Annotated in this window: 15 protein-coding genes; 4 read left to right on the top strand and 11 right to left on the bottom strand. The window is 69.8% G+C overall.

The window, feature by feature from the left end:
• The first annotated feature begins 58 nt into the window (after positions 1 to 58).
• The 4 genes from MRB58_RS23750 (at position 59) to MRB58_RS23735 (ending at position 3,529) form a co-directional block, all read left to right on the top strand.
• Positions 59 to 310, top strand: a complete 252-nt coding sequence (locus MRB58_RS23750) for a type II toxin-antitoxin system RelE/ParE family toxin (protein WP_244782241.1) — start codon at positions 59 to 61, stop codon at positions 308 to 310.
• Positions 307 to 687: a helix-turn-helix transcriptional regulator gene (locus MRB58_RS23745; protein ID WP_244782240.1), complete on the top strand. Its 381-nt coding sequence runs from the start codon at positions 307 to 309 to the stop codon at positions 685 to 687. Before MRB58_RS23750 ends, MRB58_RS23745 begins: the two co-directional genes overlap by 4 nt.
• A 95-nt stretch (positions 688 to 782) precedes the next feature.
• The gene (locus tag MRB58_RS23740) at positions 783 to 2,099 is read left to right on the top strand and encodes an NAD(P)H-dependent oxidoreductase (RefSeq protein WP_244782239.1); all 1,317 of its coding nucleotides are present in this window, start codon (positions 783 to 785) and stop codon (positions 2,097 to 2,099) included.
• A 380-nt stretch (positions 2,100 to 2,479) separates the two neighbouring features.
• Positions 2,480 to 3,529, top strand: coding sequence for a replication initiator protein A (locus MRB58_RS23735; RefSeq protein WP_244782238.1), 1,050 nt, complete (start codon positions 2,480 to 2,482; stop codon positions 3,527 to 3,529).
• Positions 3,530 to 3,533: 4 nt separating this feature from the next.
• Here MRB58_RS23735 and MRB58_RS23730 read toward each other — a convergent pair whose 3' ends face one another.
• From MRB58_RS23730 to MRB58_RS23680, 11 genes are all read right to left on the bottom strand, one after another.
• Positions 3,534 to 4,181, bottom strand: a complete 648-nt coding sequence (locus MRB58_RS23730; RefSeq protein WP_244782237.1) for an ABC transporter ATP-binding protein — start codon at positions 4,179 to 4,181, stop codon at positions 3,534 to 3,536.
• Entirely contained in the window at positions 4,181 to 4,948 is a 768-nt protein-coding gene (locus tag MRB58_RS23725; RefSeq protein WP_244782236.1) for an ABC transporter ATP-binding protein, read from the bottom strand. The genes MRB58_RS23730 and MRB58_RS23725 overlap by 1 nt, the downstream gene beginning before the upstream one ends.
• Positions 4,945 to 5,931 carry a branched-chain amino acid ABC transporter permease gene (locus MRB58_RS23720; RefSeq protein WP_244782235.1) on the bottom strand — a complete coding sequence of 329 codons (987 nt, stop codon included), beginning with the start codon at positions 5,929 to 5,931 and terminating at the stop codon, positions 4,945 to 4,947. The genes MRB58_RS23725 and MRB58_RS23720 overlap by 4 nt, the downstream gene beginning before the upstream one ends.
• Before the next feature lie 10 nt (positions 5,932 to 5,941).
• A complete protein-coding gene (locus MRB58_RS23715) occupies positions 5,942 to 6,838 on the bottom strand; it encodes a branched-chain amino acid ABC transporter permease (protein WP_244782234.1) in 897 nt (298 codons plus the stop codon).
• Positions 6,839 to 6,991: 153 nt separating this feature from the next.
• Complete coding sequence (locus MRB58_RS23710) at positions 6,992 to 8,308, bottom strand: ABC transporter substrate-binding protein (protein ID WP_244782233.1); 1,317 nt, start codon at positions 8,306 to 8,308, stop codon at positions 6,992 to 6,994.
• An 830-nt stretch (positions 8,309 to 9,138) separates the two neighbouring features.
• A complete protein-coding gene (locus MRB58_RS23705) occupies positions 9,139 to 9,534 on the bottom strand; it encodes a RidA family protein (RefSeq protein ID WP_244782232.1) in 396 nt (131 codons plus the stop codon).
• Positions 9,535 to 10,533, bottom strand: a complete 999-nt coding sequence (locus MRB58_RS23700) for an ABC transporter ATP-binding protein (protein ID WP_244782231.1) — start codon at positions 10,531 to 10,533, stop codon at positions 9,535 to 9,537.
• Positions 10,530 to 11,522, bottom strand: a complete 993-nt coding sequence (locus tag MRB58_RS23695) for an ABC transporter ATP-binding protein (RefSeq protein ID WP_244782230.1) — start codon at positions 11,520 to 11,522, stop codon at positions 10,530 to 10,532. Before MRB58_RS23695 ends, MRB58_RS23700 begins: the two co-directional genes overlap by 4 nt.
• Complete coding sequence (locus tag MRB58_RS23690; RefSeq protein WP_244782229.1) at positions 11,515 to 13,071, bottom strand: gamma-glutamyltransferase; 1,557 nt, start codon at positions 13,069 to 13,071, stop codon at positions 11,515 to 11,517. The genes MRB58_RS23695 and MRB58_RS23690 overlap by 8 nt, the downstream gene beginning before the upstream one ends.
• 6 nt (positions 13,072 to 13,077) lie before the next feature.
• On the bottom strand, positions 13,078 to 13,953 hold the full coding sequence (locus MRB58_RS23685; RefSeq protein WP_244782228.1) for a polysaccharide deacetylase: 876 nt from the start codon (positions 13,951 to 13,953) through the stop codon (positions 13,078 to 13,080).
• 9 nt (positions 13,954 to 13,962) lie between these two features.
• Complete coding sequence (locus MRB58_RS23680; RefSeq protein ID WP_371747323.1) at positions 13,963 to 14,649, bottom strand: SDR family NAD(P)-dependent oxidoreductase; 687 nt, start codon at positions 14,647 to 14,649, stop codon at positions 13,963 to 13,965.
• Positions 14,650 to 14,693 lie beyond the last annotated feature (44 nt).

The following is a 14,693-nucleotide window of genomic DNA, read 5'->3' as shown; positions in this document are numbered from 1 at the left end:
TGCCGCGGCCATTCATGTAGTCCTTGACTACAGTGTCGTACGCAACTACATTCCGCCGATGAAGACGGTCACGTATCTGCGGGATGCGCGCCGCACCTTGGGCCGCATGCCGCGCACCGATCGCGAGCGCATCGTGGCCAAGATCGAGCAATATGCCAGGGACCCGGCCTCCCTGGCCAACAACGTCAGGACGTTGACCGGGACGGCCTTCCTGCGGCTCCGGGTGGGCGACTGGCGCGTCATCATGAGCGACGAGGGCGAGGTGCTCATCATCGTCAAGGTCGGCTCGCGCGGGAGCGTCTACGAATGAACAAGTCCGTCAGCGACGCCATGGAGATGGTCAGCATTCCGCGCGCCGAGTACGAGCGCCTGCGCACCCTCGCCGAGGACCATGCCGACATCGTGGAGGCCGACCAGGCGCTCGCGGCATTGCGCCGTGGCGAGGACGTCGCCCTGCCGGGCGAATTCGCCCGCCGCCTCTTCGACGGCGAGAGCCCGCTCAAGGTCTTCCGCGAGTTTCGCGGCCTTTCCGGCAGCGCCCTGGCGGAGCGCTCCGGCGTCAACCGCGTCCAGATCCTCGACATCGAGGCCGGCCGCAGCGTCGGCTCCGTGGCGACGCTCGCCAAGCTCGCCCGAGCCCTGGACGTCACGATCGACGACCTCGTGCCGGACACGGCGGCGTCTTAGCGCCGCGCGATCCACGCCGTACGTCAGATCGATCTCCCGATCTGCGACTAGCATGATAAACTCCCGTCAAAATAAGAGACGGCGGGAGGACCGACATGTTTCTCTATCATCAGCTCGTGGCGCGCGCGGCGGATCGGCCGGTGCGGGTCTGCCTTATCGGTGCCGGCAAGTTCGGATCGATGTTCCTCAGCCAGGTGCCGACGACGCCAGGGCTCGAGGTCACGGTCATCGCCGACCTGCGTGTCGACGCCGCCAAGGCCGCTTGCCGCGCCGTCGGCTGGGACGGCCAGCACGTCGCCGCGACGCATTATACCGACGACGCCCGAACAGCCCTGGCACGCGACGACGTGGACGTCGTCATCGAGGCGACGGGGCATCCCAGCGCCGGCGTCGCCCACGCCAGAGCCGCCTTCGCCGCGGGGAAGCACGTCGTGATGGTCAACGTCGAGGCGGACGTGCTGGCCGGCGTGGCGCTCGCCAGGGAGGCGCGGGCGGCCGGCGTGGTCTACTCGATGGCCTACGGCGACCAGCCCGCCCTCGTCGCCGAGATGGTGGAGTGGGCGCGCTGCTGCGGCTTCACCGTCGCCGCGGCCGGGAAGGGCACCAAGCATATGCTGCACTTCCACCAGTCCACGCCAGACACCGTCTGGACCCACTACAACATGACCGACGAGGCCGCCCGGAAGGCCGGCATGAATCCGAAGATGTTCAACTCGTTCGTCGACGGCACGAAGTCGGGCATCGAGATGGCGGCGATCGCCAACGCCTGCGATCTGGGGGTCCCGTCCGACGGGCTGCTCTTCCCGGCCTCCGGTGCGCACGATCTGGCGCACGTCCTGCGGCCCAAGGCACTGGGCGGGGTCCTGGAGCGAGAGGGTATCACCGAGGTCGTCACCTCCATGGAGCCGGACGGGCGCGCGGTGATGAACGACCTGCGCTGGGGCGTCTACGTCGTGGTGAAGGCCCCGAACGACTATGCCGCCGCCTGCTTCCGCCAGTACGGCATGCCGACCGACAGCACCGGCCAGTTCGCGGCGATGTATCGCCCGTTCCACATGATCGGGCTGGAGCTGAACATGTCGGTCCTGCTGGCGGGCATCGAGGGCAAGGCCACCGGATCCTCACGTGCCTTCACGGGCGACGCCGTCGCGTGTGCCAAGCGCGACCTCGCGGCCGGGGAAACCCTGGACGGCGAGGGCGGATACTGCGTCTGGGGCAAGCTGATCCCGGCGGAGCGCTCGCTGCGCGAAGGGGCCTTGCCGATCGGCCTGGCCCAGGACGTCACCCTCACCCGTCCTCTGAAGGCGGGCGAGATCGTCGGCTGGAGTGACGTGGCGTTGAAGGACGGCGACGCGACGGTCGCCTACCGCCGCGCGATGGAAGATGCCGAGCGCCCCCAGCTCGCCGCCTGACGGGATCGCGATGCCGTCCATTCACCAGCCGATGGCGAACGGGCGGCATCGAATCGCAGACATCGGAGGACTCCGGCGATTCCCGGCCGAGGCCCCGAGCGAAATGGGATGCGGGTCGACGCTGCTGGCGCCGGCCTAGTGTTAAATGGTGTTAGATTCAGTGTTAAGCCGCAAAATCGGCCGATAACGCATTGAAACGATGGTTGGATTTCGACTCGGCGGTGGGTAAAGACACGTTTTCCGGTGTGTAGTTGCACGTTGGAAAGTGTGTAAAAACACGTTCGCCATGCTTTCGTGTGTGATAACACGATTACGAGGAGCCGGTGGGTAAAAGCACGATTCTCCGGTTCGGTGGGTAAAAACACGTTAGGAGGCGAACAGTGGGTGATAACACGCCGCTCCTTCCCGACCGGATGCAGCAAGGCGATTTCTTCGTCTGCGATATATTCGACGCTGCCCCGAAGGGCGACATGGCGTCGATGGAACATCCCGTCTTTTCGATCTCCACCAAGCCGGACCGCCGCATTCGCCGCTACGAGAACGGCGACCATTTCATCGAAATCACCCCCTCGGTGAAAGGGGTCGCCACGGTCCACGACCGCGATATCCTGATCTTCTGCATCAGCCAGGTCATCGCCGCCTACAACGAAGGCCGGCAGATCGAGCAAACCGTGCGCTTCAAGGCGCGTGACTTCCTCGCCGCCACCAACCGCGGCACCGACGGGCGCGGCTACGAGCAGTTCATCGCCGCCCTGGAGCGCCTGCGCGGCACCACCGTGACCACGAACATCGTCACCGGCGGTGTCGAGCAGACGCGCATCTTCGGCCTCGTCGAGAGCGCCGACGTCGTGCGTCAGACCCGCGACGGGCGCATGCAGGACATCGAGGTGCGCCTGTCGGACTGGGTCTTCAACGCCATTAAGGGTCGTGAGGTGCTGACCCTGCACCGCAATTATTTCCGCTTGCGCAAGCCTCTGGAGCGCCGTCTCTACGAGATCGCCCGCAAGCACTGCGGTCAGTCCAACGAGTGGCGCATCGGGCTCACCAAGCTGCGCCTCAAGTGCGGGTCGAATTCGTCCGACAAGGAGTTCCGCCGCCTCGTCACCAAGATCGTCGACGAGGACCAGGAGCACAACCACATCCCGGACTATCGCCTGGTGTTCGACAGCGAGAAGGACCAGCTCGTCGTCCTCAACCGGCAGACCATGAAGAAGGTCGACGCCTATCCGGAGTGGATCCGCGTCATCGTCCTCGACGGCGACACCTACGACGAGGCGCGCGAGGCCGCCCCCGGCTGGGATCCCTACTACATCGAGCAGGAATGGCGGGACTGGCTCGCCAACGCGCAAAAGGCGCCGCCGAAGAAGCCGGAACTCGCCTTCATCCGCTTCTGCGCGAAGTTCTACGAGCTGCGCGGCGCGCCGCCCTGATCCCTCACGCGGTCGAGACGCGGCCGCGCTCGATCGTATAGACCCGGTCGACCAAGGCGGTGCTGTGGTGGGCGTCCGACTCGGAGATCAGGACGCTGTGGTCGCCCTCCTGGCGCAGGGCCGACAGGATCTCGACGAGGCGCTGTACCAGCGCCGGCGCCACCCCCTCGAACGGCTCGTCGAGGATCATCAGCCGCGTGCCGGCGACGAACGCGCGCGCCAGGGCCACCAGCTTCTGCTGCCCGCCGGAGAGCTGCATCGCGCGCCGGGTTCGCACCTTCTCCACCTCCGGCACCAGGTCGTAGATGCGTTTCACCCGCGCTTCGGCATCGGCCGTGCGCGCGGCCCAGGCCGGCAGGCGCACGTTGTCGTCGACGCTCCAGTCGGCGACCAGGCGGCGGTCCTCCGGCATGTAGCCGACGCCCTGGCGGGCATGGACGTGCGGCGCGGCGCGGGTGGTGTCGGTGCCGGCGATGGTGATGGTGCCGCCGTCGACCGGGACGAGGTTCATGGCCGCGCGCATCAGCGTCGTCTTGCCGGCGCCGTTGCGGCCGACGAGGCCGACGAAGGCGTTCGCCGGCACCTCCAGCGAGGCGCCCTGGAGGATCGCCGCGCCGGCGATGGAGACGGAGACGTCGTCGAGCCGCAGCATCAGCCTTCTCCTCCCGTGGCGACCGGCGTGCCGACGATGACGCTTGCCACCTCGGCATGGGCGAACACTTCGCTCGGCGTGCCGTCGGCGATCACCATGCCGTCGGTCAGCGCGACGACGCGGGTGGCGAAGCGTGCGACGATGTCCATGTCGTGCTCGATGAAGACCACGGTCGTGCCGTGGGCGCGGAACCGCTCGGCGAGGCGCTGCATCACGTCGTTCTTCTCCTCGTTGGAGACGCCGCTGGTCGGCTCGTCGAGGAGCACCAGGCGCGGCTCGGCGGCCATCGCCATCGCGATGTCGAGGAGCTTGCGCGTCCCCTGCGGCAGCTCCGAGACGAGGCTCGAGGCGGCACCGTCGATCCCGTATTCGGCCAGCGTCGCGTGTGCGGCGGCCTTCAGCGCGGCGTCGTCGAACCGGGCGAGGATCTCGCCGCGCGGGCGGGCGACGAGGCCGAGCGCCATCATCATGTTTTCGAGCGCGGTCGCCGAGGTGAAGAGCTGCGGCACCTGGAAGGACCGCGCGATGCCCTTGCGGGCGAGCCGCCGCGCCGGCACCCCGGTCACGTCCTCGCCGCGGAAGAAGACCTTGCCCTTGGTCGGCTTCAGGTAGCCGGAGACGATGTTGATCAGCGTCGTCTTGCCGGCCCCGTTGGAGCCGATGACGCCGACCATGTCCCCCTCGCCGACTTTCAGGTCGATGCCGCTCGCCGCGGCGAAACCGCCGAAGGACTTGGCGATGTCACGGCATTCCAGGATAGGCGTCATCGGGCGCGCTCCTTTCGCTCGGCGGCGCCGGCGGGCCGCACCACGGCACGTTTGGCCAAGACGAAGAGGTGGCCAAGGCCCTTGGGGAGGAAGAGGATGATGAGGAGCATCACGGCGCCGAGCACGAGCTGCCATTCGTCCGGGAAGTGCGCCGAGGCGTAGGCACGCAGCACCTCCAGGAAGGCCGAGCCGAAGAGCGGCGAGAGGACGCTCGCCTGGCCCGAGATCAAGACGATGAAGACGAACTCGCCCGAGGTGGTCCAGTAGGCGAGGCTGGGGTCGGCGTAGCGGGCGGAGGCGGCCGCGACCGCGCCGCCGAGGCTGCCGAGCACCGCCGCGACCACGTAGTTGACGTGGACCGCATGGCGCACCGACCAGCCGAGATATTCGACGCGCGTCTCGTTGTCGTGGATCGCCGACAGCATCTTGCCGAAGCGGGAGGTGAGGTAGAGGTGCGTCGCGATCGCCGCCAGCGCGAAGAGCCACACGCACAGGAAGAACAGCGAGGCCGAGGCCCATTCGCGCCCCGGCGTGAGGCCGAGGTAGGAGAGGCGCGCGACGTTCAGCCCATCCGAGCGGCCGAAGAGGTCCATCTTGATGGCGATGCCGTAGACCACCATCGACAGCGCCAGGGTCAGCATCGCGAAGAAGATGCCGCGGTAGCGCGCCAGGAAGAGGCCGATCACGATGGCGACCACGACGGAGGCGAGCACGCCGACGGCGAGGCCGGCGAACGCGTCCGTCAGGCCGAGGTGGTCCTGCGTCAGCGCGATGCCGTAGGCGCCGAGGAAGTAGTAGAGCCCCTGGCCGAACGACAGGAGGCCCGAGCGCAGCATGATCATGCAGCCGAGCGCGGGGAGGGCGGCGGCGATGGCGAGCTGCGTCATGTAGACGACCCAGCCCGGCATCGCGCCCTCGGCGAACGACAGGGCGACGGCGCCGAGGACGACGAGGATGATCGTGGGATCGAAAAGTCGGGTCATGCGGGCGCCTCTAGATCTTGCGGGCCATCGGGCGGGCGAACAGGCCGTAGGGCCGGATCGTCAGCACCACGGCCATCGCGGCGTAGACCGCGAAGACGGCGAAGTCGGGCGCGAGGTGCGTCGCCGCCGCGCGGGCGATGCCGACGACGAGCGCGCCGACGACCGCCCCGCCGATCGACCCCAGCCCGCCGATGACGATGACGGCGAAGGCCAGCACCACCACCTCGACGCCTATGCCGGGCGCGACGGCGATCTTGGGCGCGGTGATCGCCCCGGCGAAGGCGCCGAGCGCGGTGCCGACGACGAAGGTGCCGATCATGATCGCGGTGACGTTGACGCCCATGGAGGCGGCCATCTCGCGGTCGTTGACGACGGCGATGACGCAGCGGCCGGTCTTGGTGCGGTTGAGCACGAACCAGACCGCGGCGGCGACGAGGGCCGCGACCGCGACGGTGGCGACGTCGTACACCGGATAGGCGAGGGGGCCGAGGTCGACCATGCCGAAGGCGTTGCGCGGCTGGAACGCGTAGATCGGCTGGCCGCCGAAGACGAGCTTGGTGACGTCCTCGAGGATCAGGAAGACGGCGTAGGTGGCGAAGAGGGTCAGCACCTCCGGGTGGTCGTAGAGCCGGCGCAGCACCGTGCGCTCCACCAGGAGGCCGACGAGCCCGCCCACCCCGCACGCGCCGACGAGCGCGACGAGGAGCTGCACGCCGACCCCGAACCCGTTCTGCGCAGCGAGGCCGATGGCGTAGGCCGCGACGTACGCGCCCAGCGCGTAGAAGCCGCCGTGGGCGATGTTGAGAAGGCGCAGCACCCCGAAGACGAGGGTGAGGCCGATGCTGACCAGGAACAGCCAGCCGGCATAGGAAATGCCGTCGATCAGTATGATTTGGGCGAGATTCATGGGGCTCTCGGACTGACGAACGCTGCAGTCCCGTAACCGGCCGGATCGCCGGGCACGGGACTGCAGCGCGCGCATCGGGAAGGGGGGCGGCCGGACACGAGGCCCGGCCGCGAGGCACGGAGGAGAGGCGCCGGCCAAGTCGGCGCCAGCGCCTCAGCAGGAGGCGCCCTCGAAGCCGCCCTCGATCCACTCCAGCGCCTTCACGCCCTCGGGCGGGTTGACGCATTCGGCGTCGTAGATCGTCACGTTCTCGATGATCGGCATGTCGGTCTCGGAGTCCCAGCCGGTATAGGTGCCGTAGGCGGTCGCCGAGACGCCCTGGTTGCCGTCGTGGAGGCCCATCGTGATCGGGTAGCCGTTGGTGGTCTCGTAGGTGAGGCCCTTCATGGCTTCGACGATGGCGTCGGTCTCGGGGAGCGCGCCTTCTCCATCGGCGGCCTTCTCCGCGGCGGCCTTCACGCCGAGGAGCCCTTGCGCGGCGACGTGCGCCGACAGCGGCGGATAGGCGCCGTAGGTCTCCTGGTAGAGGTCGGCGAACCAGGTCGAGAGCTCGGTCTCCTGGTCGAGGTAGGAGTTGGGACCGCGGCCGCCAACGATAGTGCCGGAGATCGTGTTCTGCCCCAGCCCGTTGATGACGCCGGTGCCGAGCGTGAAGGCGAAGTCGGTCGACATGCCGAGGCCGCGCGAGTTGGCCTGCAGCATCAGCGCGTCCGCGTCGCCGCCCCAGAAGGAGACGAAGGTGATGTCCGCCGGGTCGGCGGCGAGGGCGGAGATCTCGCTGCCGTAGTCACCGGCGCCGAGCTGCGGGAACAGCGCGTTCTTGAACGCCGCATCCGGCTTCAGCGCCGTCATCGCGGCCTGGAACTCGGCCCAGTTGTCCTGCCCCCAGGAGTAGTCCTGGTTGACGCCGGAGAAGGTCGCCGCGTCCGGGTAGATCTCGGCAATGTAGCGGGCGAGGCCGACCTGATCCATCGTCCCCATCGGTGCGGAGCGGATGGCGTAGAACGGGTCGGTATCGACCTCCTCGAAGAGGCCCGGGTTGCCGCAGTGGAAGAAGTTGGTGAGCGTCTCGAGCTCTTCGACGATGGGCGCCAGCGCGTTGCAGTTGGACGACGAGGTGTAGCCGAGCACCATGTCGACCCCCTCGCTCTCGACGAGGCGGCGGTACTCGGCGATCTGCTTGCGCACGCCGCCCGCTTCGTCGACGTAGATCGCCTCCAGCGGCACGCCGTTGATGCCGACCTTGTCGTACGGCGCCGGGACGGCGCCCTCGTTGAGCGCGTCGACCATCAGCTCGGCCGCCTTGCGCGCCCCGTCGCCGTAAGCCGCGCCGGCGCCCGACAGGAAGTAGACGAAGCCGACCTTCACGGCATCCTGTGCGAGGGCGGGCGCGGCCATGAGCGGCGCGGCGGCGAGCGCCGAGGCGGCGAGGAGCCGCGCCATCGTCCGGTGGGGTGAGGAAATCGTCATATGGTGTCTCCGGCGGTTGGGCGTGTCGAGACACGGCCGCGCCCGCCCCGGTGCGCCTGCGCGCATCGGTCCGGGCCGGCCATGTCGATGGTTCAAAGTGGTTCGAAGGCGTTGCGGAGCGGGGCACGGCCGAGGCATGGCCCGCGCGGCGCCGCGCGAGCGGCCAGACGTTTGTCGACGAGCGACGGCGGCACGCGGCGAGGGGCCCGGGCGGCGGTGGATACCGCGGTCCGGATGGTACGCTCGCCTATGGTCTGCGGCTCGCCGGTCATCAGCTCCCGATGTGGTCCGCCGGCGGACCCGTTCGGATCACGCGGCGGGGCACAGGCGGGAGGGGATGCGCCGAAACGAGAGCGCGGCCTGGGGAAGGCGCTGGTTCCGGCCCGTGCAGGGTCTTAGAGACTGTTTCGCAACGCCCTCAAGGCGTTAGTAATGTGTATTAAGGGCCGCCTGTCCGCGGGTAAAGGACCGCGCAAGCCCGTCCGAGGGTGCGACACCGCCATCCCTCGCCCGCTCGCGGCCCCCCGAGACATCGCGCGGCGCGGCCTCTCCGGGAGGCGCGTGGGGCGGGATCGGCAGCGGCTTGTGATGCGGGGAGGGCGTCGCATCCGCCCATCGCGCGCGGGGTTTTCGGCCATCGCGGGGGGCGGACGCCGCTCGGTCGCGCGGCCGCTCCGAGCGCGTCCGAGACCGGGCGCCGGACACCGCCGCTAAGACCACAGTCCCAACGGTGGGGAACTGCTATGCAGCGCCCTTTTTGCTCGACCCGGCGCCCCGCTCCGGTATCCTTCTACCGCTCAGGGGCGGCCAGCCTCGGCGGCACCGCTCGATCAGGGCGGCGTGCGGGCCGCCCAGGCCTCGATCTCGCACAGATATTGCGGCTGGATGAGCCGGGCGACGTAGGCGAACGTGGTCGCCGGCGGCTCGTCGTCGTGGAAGGCGCGCCAGGCGGCGACGTAGCGGTCCATGTCGATCTCGGTCGCCAGCCAGATGTTGATCTTGAAGACGGCCGACGCGTCGAGCCCTTCGCTGGCGAGCACCCTCTCGATGTTCTTCAGCGCGTTTTCGAGCTGCTCTTCCACGCTCGCGGGCAGGCGCCCTTCGCGGTCGACGCCGACCTGGCCGGCGAGGCACAGGATGTCCGACCCGGCCGGGATCACGGCGAGGTGCTTGTAGCGGCCGATCGGCGGGGCGAGCGTGTCGGGGTTCTTCTTCTCGATGGTCATTCAGGCGGCCTGGTCGGGGAGGGCGGCGGGATTGCGGACGTAGCAGGCGGCGCGCGAGCCCTGTGCGGTGGGGGCCAGAAGCGGTCGTACGGTCTGGCAACGCGGCTCGGCGATCGGGCAGCGGGTGACGAAGCGGCAGCCCTTGGGCGGGTCGAGCGGGCTCGGCAGGTCGCCCTTGAGGATCATCGTGCGCCGCTCGCGCTGGGCGCGCGGGTCGGGCAGCGGGATCGCGCTCAGCAGGGCCTCCGTGTAGGGGTGCACCGGGTGGTCGAAGACGGTCTCGGCCTCGCCCTCCTCGGCGATGGTGCCGAGGTACATCACCGCCACGCGGTCGGCGATGTGCCGCACGACGGAGAGGTCGTGCGAGATGAAGAGGTAGGAGAATCCGAACTCCTTCTGCAGCCGCATCAAAAGGTTGAGGATCTGCGACTGGATCGACACGTCCAGCGCCGACGTCGGCTCGTCGCAGACGATGAGCTTGGGCGAGCGGGCGAGGGCGCGGGCGATGACGACGCGCTGGCGCTGCCCGCCGGAGAGCTCGTTGGGGTAGCGCTTCGCCTGCGAGGGGTTGAGGCCGACGGTCGCCAGCAGGTCGGCGACCCGCTCGCGCCGCGCCTTGGCGGGGACGCCCTCGATGATCAGAGGCTCGGCGATGGAGTGGGCGATGGTGAGCTTCGGATTTAGCGCCGACACGGGGTCCTGAAAGATCACCTGCATGTCGCGCCGGGCCTCGGCGCGGGCCGCGGGGTCGAGCGACAGGATGTCGGTCCCCTCGAAGAGGACGCGGCCGCCGGTGGCGCGGACGAGGCCGAGGATGGCGTTGCCGGCGGTGGACTTGCCGCAGCCGCTCTCGCCGACGAGGGCGACCGTCTCGCCCTTGCCGATCTCGATGTCGAACCCGTCCACCGCCTTCACGGTGCCGATCTCACCGCCCAGCCAGCCGCCGCGCACGGGGAAGTGGACCTTCAGGTCCTCCACCTTGAGGAGGGGCTCTTTCATCGCACGGCCTCCGCCTGATCCATCTGTCGCGCGCGGTCGAGATGCCAGCAGGCCGCCTGATGCAGCGGATCCACGCCCATCAGCGGCGGCATCCGCGCGCAGTCGTCCTGGGCGATGGGGCAGCGGGTGCGGAAACGGCAGCCGGTCGGCCAGTGGGCGAGGTCGGGGACCGTGCCTTCGATGGCGCGCAGCTCCTGCTTGCGATGGCCGGTGAGGCGCGGGATCGTGGAGAGCAGCAGGCGCGTGTAGGGGTGGCTCGGATTATCGAACACGTCGAACACCGGCCCGGTCTCGACCACGCGGCCGCCGTACATGACGCAGACCCGGTCGGCGATGTCGGCGACGACGCCCATGTCGTGGGTGATGATGAGGATGGCGGTGCCCCGTTCCTCGCGCAGCGCCTTCATCAGCCTCAGGATCTGTGCCTGGATGGTGACGTCGAGCGCGGTGGTCGGCTCGTCGGCGATCAGTAGCCGCGGGTTGGAGATGAGCGCCGAGGCGATCATCACGCGCTGGCACATCCCGCCCGACAGCTCCGCCGGGAGCTGCCGCGCCCGCCGCTCCGGCTGCGGGATGCCGACATGCCCCAGCATCTCGATCACCCGGCGGGCGGCCTCGCGCGGCGACGCCTCGCGGTGGACGACGAGGCTCTCGGCGACCTGATCGCCGACCGGCACCAGCGGGTTGAGCGAGGCGACCGGCTCCTGAAAGATCATCGACACCCGCTTGCCGCGGATCGCGCGCATCTGTCGCTCGCTCTTCGCCAGGAGATCGTCCCCCTCGAGCAGTACCTGGCCGGCCGTCGCGGTGGCGGCGCGCGGCAGGAGGCCCATCACCGAGAGCGCGGTGAGGCTCTTGCCGGAGCCCGATTCGCCGACGAGCGCGACCACCTCGCCGGGCATCACGTCGAGCGAGACGTCGTCGACGACCGCGCGGCCGCCGATCTCGGTGACGAGGTTCCGGACGGAGAGGACCGGCGCCTCAGCCATCGGCGGGCGCTCCGACGGCGACGCCCGCCCACGGGCTCGAGTGGTGGCCCATCCCGGTGTTGCGGCCGGTGGCGAGGTCGCGGCCGACGGCGGAGGGGATCGCGAAGTTGGTCGGGTAGAGCGTGTCGTCGACGATCTCGACCGGGAATCTGGTCGCCACCTTGGCGGCGACGTCGGGCGCGGCGGCGCGGTTGACCTTGATGGTCGGCGTGCTGGCGTCGATCCGCGGGGTCTGGAACGCGGCTTCGAGGGTCATGCCGTAGTCGACCACGTAGGAGAGGATCTGCGCCACGGTGGGGAAGATGGTGCGCCCGCCGGCGGCGCCGATGGCGAGGGCGGGGCGCCCGTCCTGCAGCATGATCGCCGGCGACATGTTGGCGAGCGGCCGGGCGCCGGGGGCGATGGAGTTGGGCATGCCGGGGCGCGGGTCGAACCACATCATGCCGTTGTTCATCAGGATGCCGGAGCGCGGCAGCACCACCTTGGAGCCGAAGCGCGACAGGATCGTGTTGGTCAGGGCGACCATGTTGCCGGCCTTGTCGACCACGCTGACATGGCTGGTGCAGTCGTCTCCCTCGGCGGCGTGGCCCATGGTGTTGAGCCGCTCGCGGTAGGAGCCGCGGACGGCGTCGGCGTAGGCGAGCGCGGCCTCGGCGTCCGGCGCGGCCTTGGGGGTCCAGCCTTTTTCCAGCAGGGCGAAGGCGCGGGCGAGGCTGGGGCCGCCGCTGAGGCCGGGGATCAGCGCCAACTCGCGGCCGCGATAGTGCGTCGTCAGCGGCGGACGCCATGCGGCGCGGTAGGCGGCGAGGTCCCCCGCCGTCGCCGCCGCGCCGCCTTCGACGAGATCGTCGACGAGGATCGCGGCGCTCTCGCCTTCGTAGAAGTCGCGCGCGCCGCGGGCCTGGAGACGGCGCAGCAGCGCCGCCTTGCCGGGCATCGGCAGGTAGCGCGCCTCGGTCGCGCCCTTGGCGATCGGCGGTCCACCCCCCGGCAGGAAGAGCGCCGCGGAGGCGGGGAAGGCGCGCAGGCCCGGCGCGTCGATCGCCAGGCACAACGAGGCGAACCAGTCGACCGCCATGCCTCGCGCGGCGAAAGCGATCGCCGGCTCCAGCGCGTCGCCCCAGGAGAGCGTGCCGTAGCGGGCGAGCGCCTCGGCGAACCCGTCGATCGCGCCGGGCAGGCAGATCGAGGTGTAGCCGGAGATGTTGCGGTCGTCCTTCACGGCGGGCCAGGCGAACCACTCGCCGTCCATGCCGCCGGTCAGCGGGTAGTCGGCGGGGTCGAGGGCGGCGAAGGCGCGGACGTTGAAGTCGAGCGTGTCGACCGCGCCGGTGGCACCGTCGGCGTGGAGCAGGAAGCCGCCGCCGCCGATGCCGCTCAGCCACGGTTCGACCGTGCCGAGCACCAGCGCGGTGACGATCGCGGCGTCCATGGCGTTGCCGCCGGCGGCGAGCACCTTCGCCCCGGCCGCCGCCGCCTCCATGTTCTGCGCCGCCACGAGGCCGTGCTCGGACGAGACTTCGTGCCGTTCGATGGTCCAGGTCTGCATGCCGCGTCAGCCCCGCCAGGCCGGATGCCCTTCGACACCCTGGGGCACCGACGGGTCGATCACGTAGCGGTCCTTCTGCGTCGCCTCGTGGTGGGCGGCGATCTCGGACACGGTGGCCCACCACACGCTCTTCTCGGCGGTGATGCGCGTCAGCAGCTTCTCAAGCATGACGATGCGCTGGGCGCGGCCGGAGATCCAATCGTGCACGGTGAGCATGAAGAGGCTGCCGAAGCGATGCAGGCCCTCCCACTCGTCGAGCCAGCCGTCGAGGATCGGGCCCGGCGCGGACGGCGGCGCGAGGTCCACCCCGCCGCCGAGGAATTTGAAATAGACCGCGTCGTCGAGCGTCCACTGCGGCGGGATCTCGGTCACGCCGTCGACGGTGTAGGGGTGGTCGTAGCCCATCAGGGACGAGTCCCACATGCCGAGGCGCTTCACCTCCGCCAGCATGTGCGGCGTCATCTCCCAGGCGGGGGAGCGGAAGCCTTTGGGGCGGATCCCGGTCTGCGCCTCGAAGAGGGCGATGGAGTGGTCGAGCGCGTGGGTGAAACCTTCGTCGGAGAGGTCGTTGGCGAGCTCGTGGAAGTAGCCGTGCAGGCCGATCTCGTGGCCCCGCTCGACGAGGGTGGGCAGGATCTCCGGGAACTCCTCGGCGACGAAGCCGGGGACGAAGAACGTGCCCTTGATCGCGAACCGGTCGAGCAGGTCGAGGATGCGGCCGACGCCGACGCGCGGGCCGAAGCGGCGCTGCTCGAGGTGCGACAGGAGCTGCGGCATCCCGCCCCGGTGGATCCACAGGTGCGGCGAGTGGGCGTCGAGGTCGAGGGTGAAGCAGGCGGCGCTCTGGACGCCGGCCGGCCAGGTGTATTCGTCGTGTGCCATGGGGTCCTCCTAGAGCGGGTTCTTCTTGTCCTGGTGGACCTCGAGCGAGCCGATCGAGTTGCCGCCGTCGACGGTGAGCGTCGCGCCGGTGACGTACTCGGCCGCGCCGGAGGCGAGGTAGAGCGCGGCGGCGCCGATGTCGTCGCCGTTGGACTGCCGGCCGAGCGGGATCGCGGCGGTGGTGCGCGCGACGTGCGCCTCGCTCAGCGCGCTGACGGTGGAGCCCGCGCCGAAGCCCGGCTCCAGCGCGTTGACGCGGATGCCGAACTCGGCGAGCTCCAGCGCCAGGCCCTTGGTGAGCCGGTCGAGCGCGGTCTTGGAGGTGCAGTAGGGCACCACCGTGCGGCGCATCTTGCGCGACGCGCCGGAGCCGATGTTGACGATCGAGCCGCGCACGCCCTCGGCGATCATCTGCTTGGCGAAGGCGGTCGACAGGATGAACGGCGCACGCAGGTTGACGTCGAAGATGCGGTCCCACTCTGCGACCGTGATGTCGAGCAGGAAGCCGGAGGGGTAGATGCCGGCGTTGTTGATCACGACGTCCGGCGCGCCGAAGCGCTCGCCCACCGCGGCGACGAGGGCGGCGAGGGACGCGTCGTCGGTGAGGTCGGCGGCGTGGGTGAAGCTGCCGTCCGGGAGGGTCAGCGCGCCAGCGACGCGGGCGAGGTCCGCGCCGTCCCGGTCGGTCAGGCACACGCGGGCGCCCTCCTTGGCGAAGGTGGCCGCCAAGCGGCTCCCGT

It is taken from the genome of Acuticoccus sp. I52.16.1 (genome assembly GCF_022865125.1).
GTDB lineage: Bacteria > Pseudomonadota > Alphaproteobacteria > Rhizobiales > Amorphaceae > Acuticoccus.
This window is presented reverse-complemented; position numbering and strand designations above follow the sequence as displayed.

Excerpts from the sequence above, each read along its gene's own strand:
- MRB58_RS23745 (WP_244782240.1), top strand. The coding sequence starts at position 307 with ATGAACAAGTCCGTCAGCGACGCCATGGAGATGGTCAGCATTCCGCGC.
- MRB58_RS23750 (WP_244782241.1), top strand. The coding sequence starts at position 59 with ATGAAGACGGTCACGTATCTGCGGGATGCGCGCCGCACCTTGGGCCGC.
- MRB58_RS23730 (WP_244782237.1), bottom strand. The coding sequence starts at position 4,181 with ATGCTGCGGCTCGACGACGTCTCCGTCTCCATCGCCGGCGCGGCGATC.
- MRB58_RS23695 (WP_244782230.1), bottom strand. The coding sequence starts at position 11,522 with ATGGCTGAGGCGCCGGTCCTCTCCGTCCGGAACCTCGTCACCGAGATC.
- MRB58_RS23720 (WP_244782235.1), bottom strand. The coding sequence starts at position 5,931 with ATGACCCGACTTTTCGATCCCACGATCATCCTCGTCGTCCTCGGCGCC.
- MRB58_RS23705 (WP_244782232.1), bottom strand. The coding sequence starts at position 9,534 with ATGACCATCGAGAAGAAGAACCCCGACACGCTCGCCCCGCCGATCGGC.
- MRB58_RS23715 (WP_244782234.1), bottom strand. The coding sequence starts at position 6,838 with ATGAATCTCGCCCAAATCATACTGATCGACGGCATTTCCTATGCCGGC.
- MRB58_RS23685 (WP_244782228.1), bottom strand. The coding sequence starts at position 13,953 with ATGGCACACGACGAATACACCTGGCCGGCCGGCGTCCAGAGCGCCGCC.
- MRB58_RS23690 (WP_244782229.1), bottom strand. The coding sequence starts at position 13,071 with ATGCAGACCTGGACCATCGAACGGCACGAAGTCTCGTCCGAGCACGGC.
- MRB58_RS23710 (WP_244782233.1), bottom strand. The coding sequence starts at position 8,308 with ATGACGATTTCCTCACCCCACCGGACGATGGCGCGGCTCCTCGCCGCC.
- MRB58_RS23740 (WP_244782239.1), top strand. The coding sequence starts at position 783 with ATGTTTCTCTATCATCAGCTCGTGGCGCGCGCGGCGGATCGGCCGGTG.
- MRB58_RS23725 (WP_244782236.1), bottom strand. The coding sequence starts at position 4,948 with ATGACGCCTATCCTGGAATGCCGTGACATCGCCAAGTCCTTCGGCGGT.
- MRB58_RS23700 (WP_244782231.1), bottom strand. The coding sequence starts at position 10,533 with ATGAAAGAGCCCCTCCTCAAGGTGGAGGACCTGAAGGTCCACTTCCCC.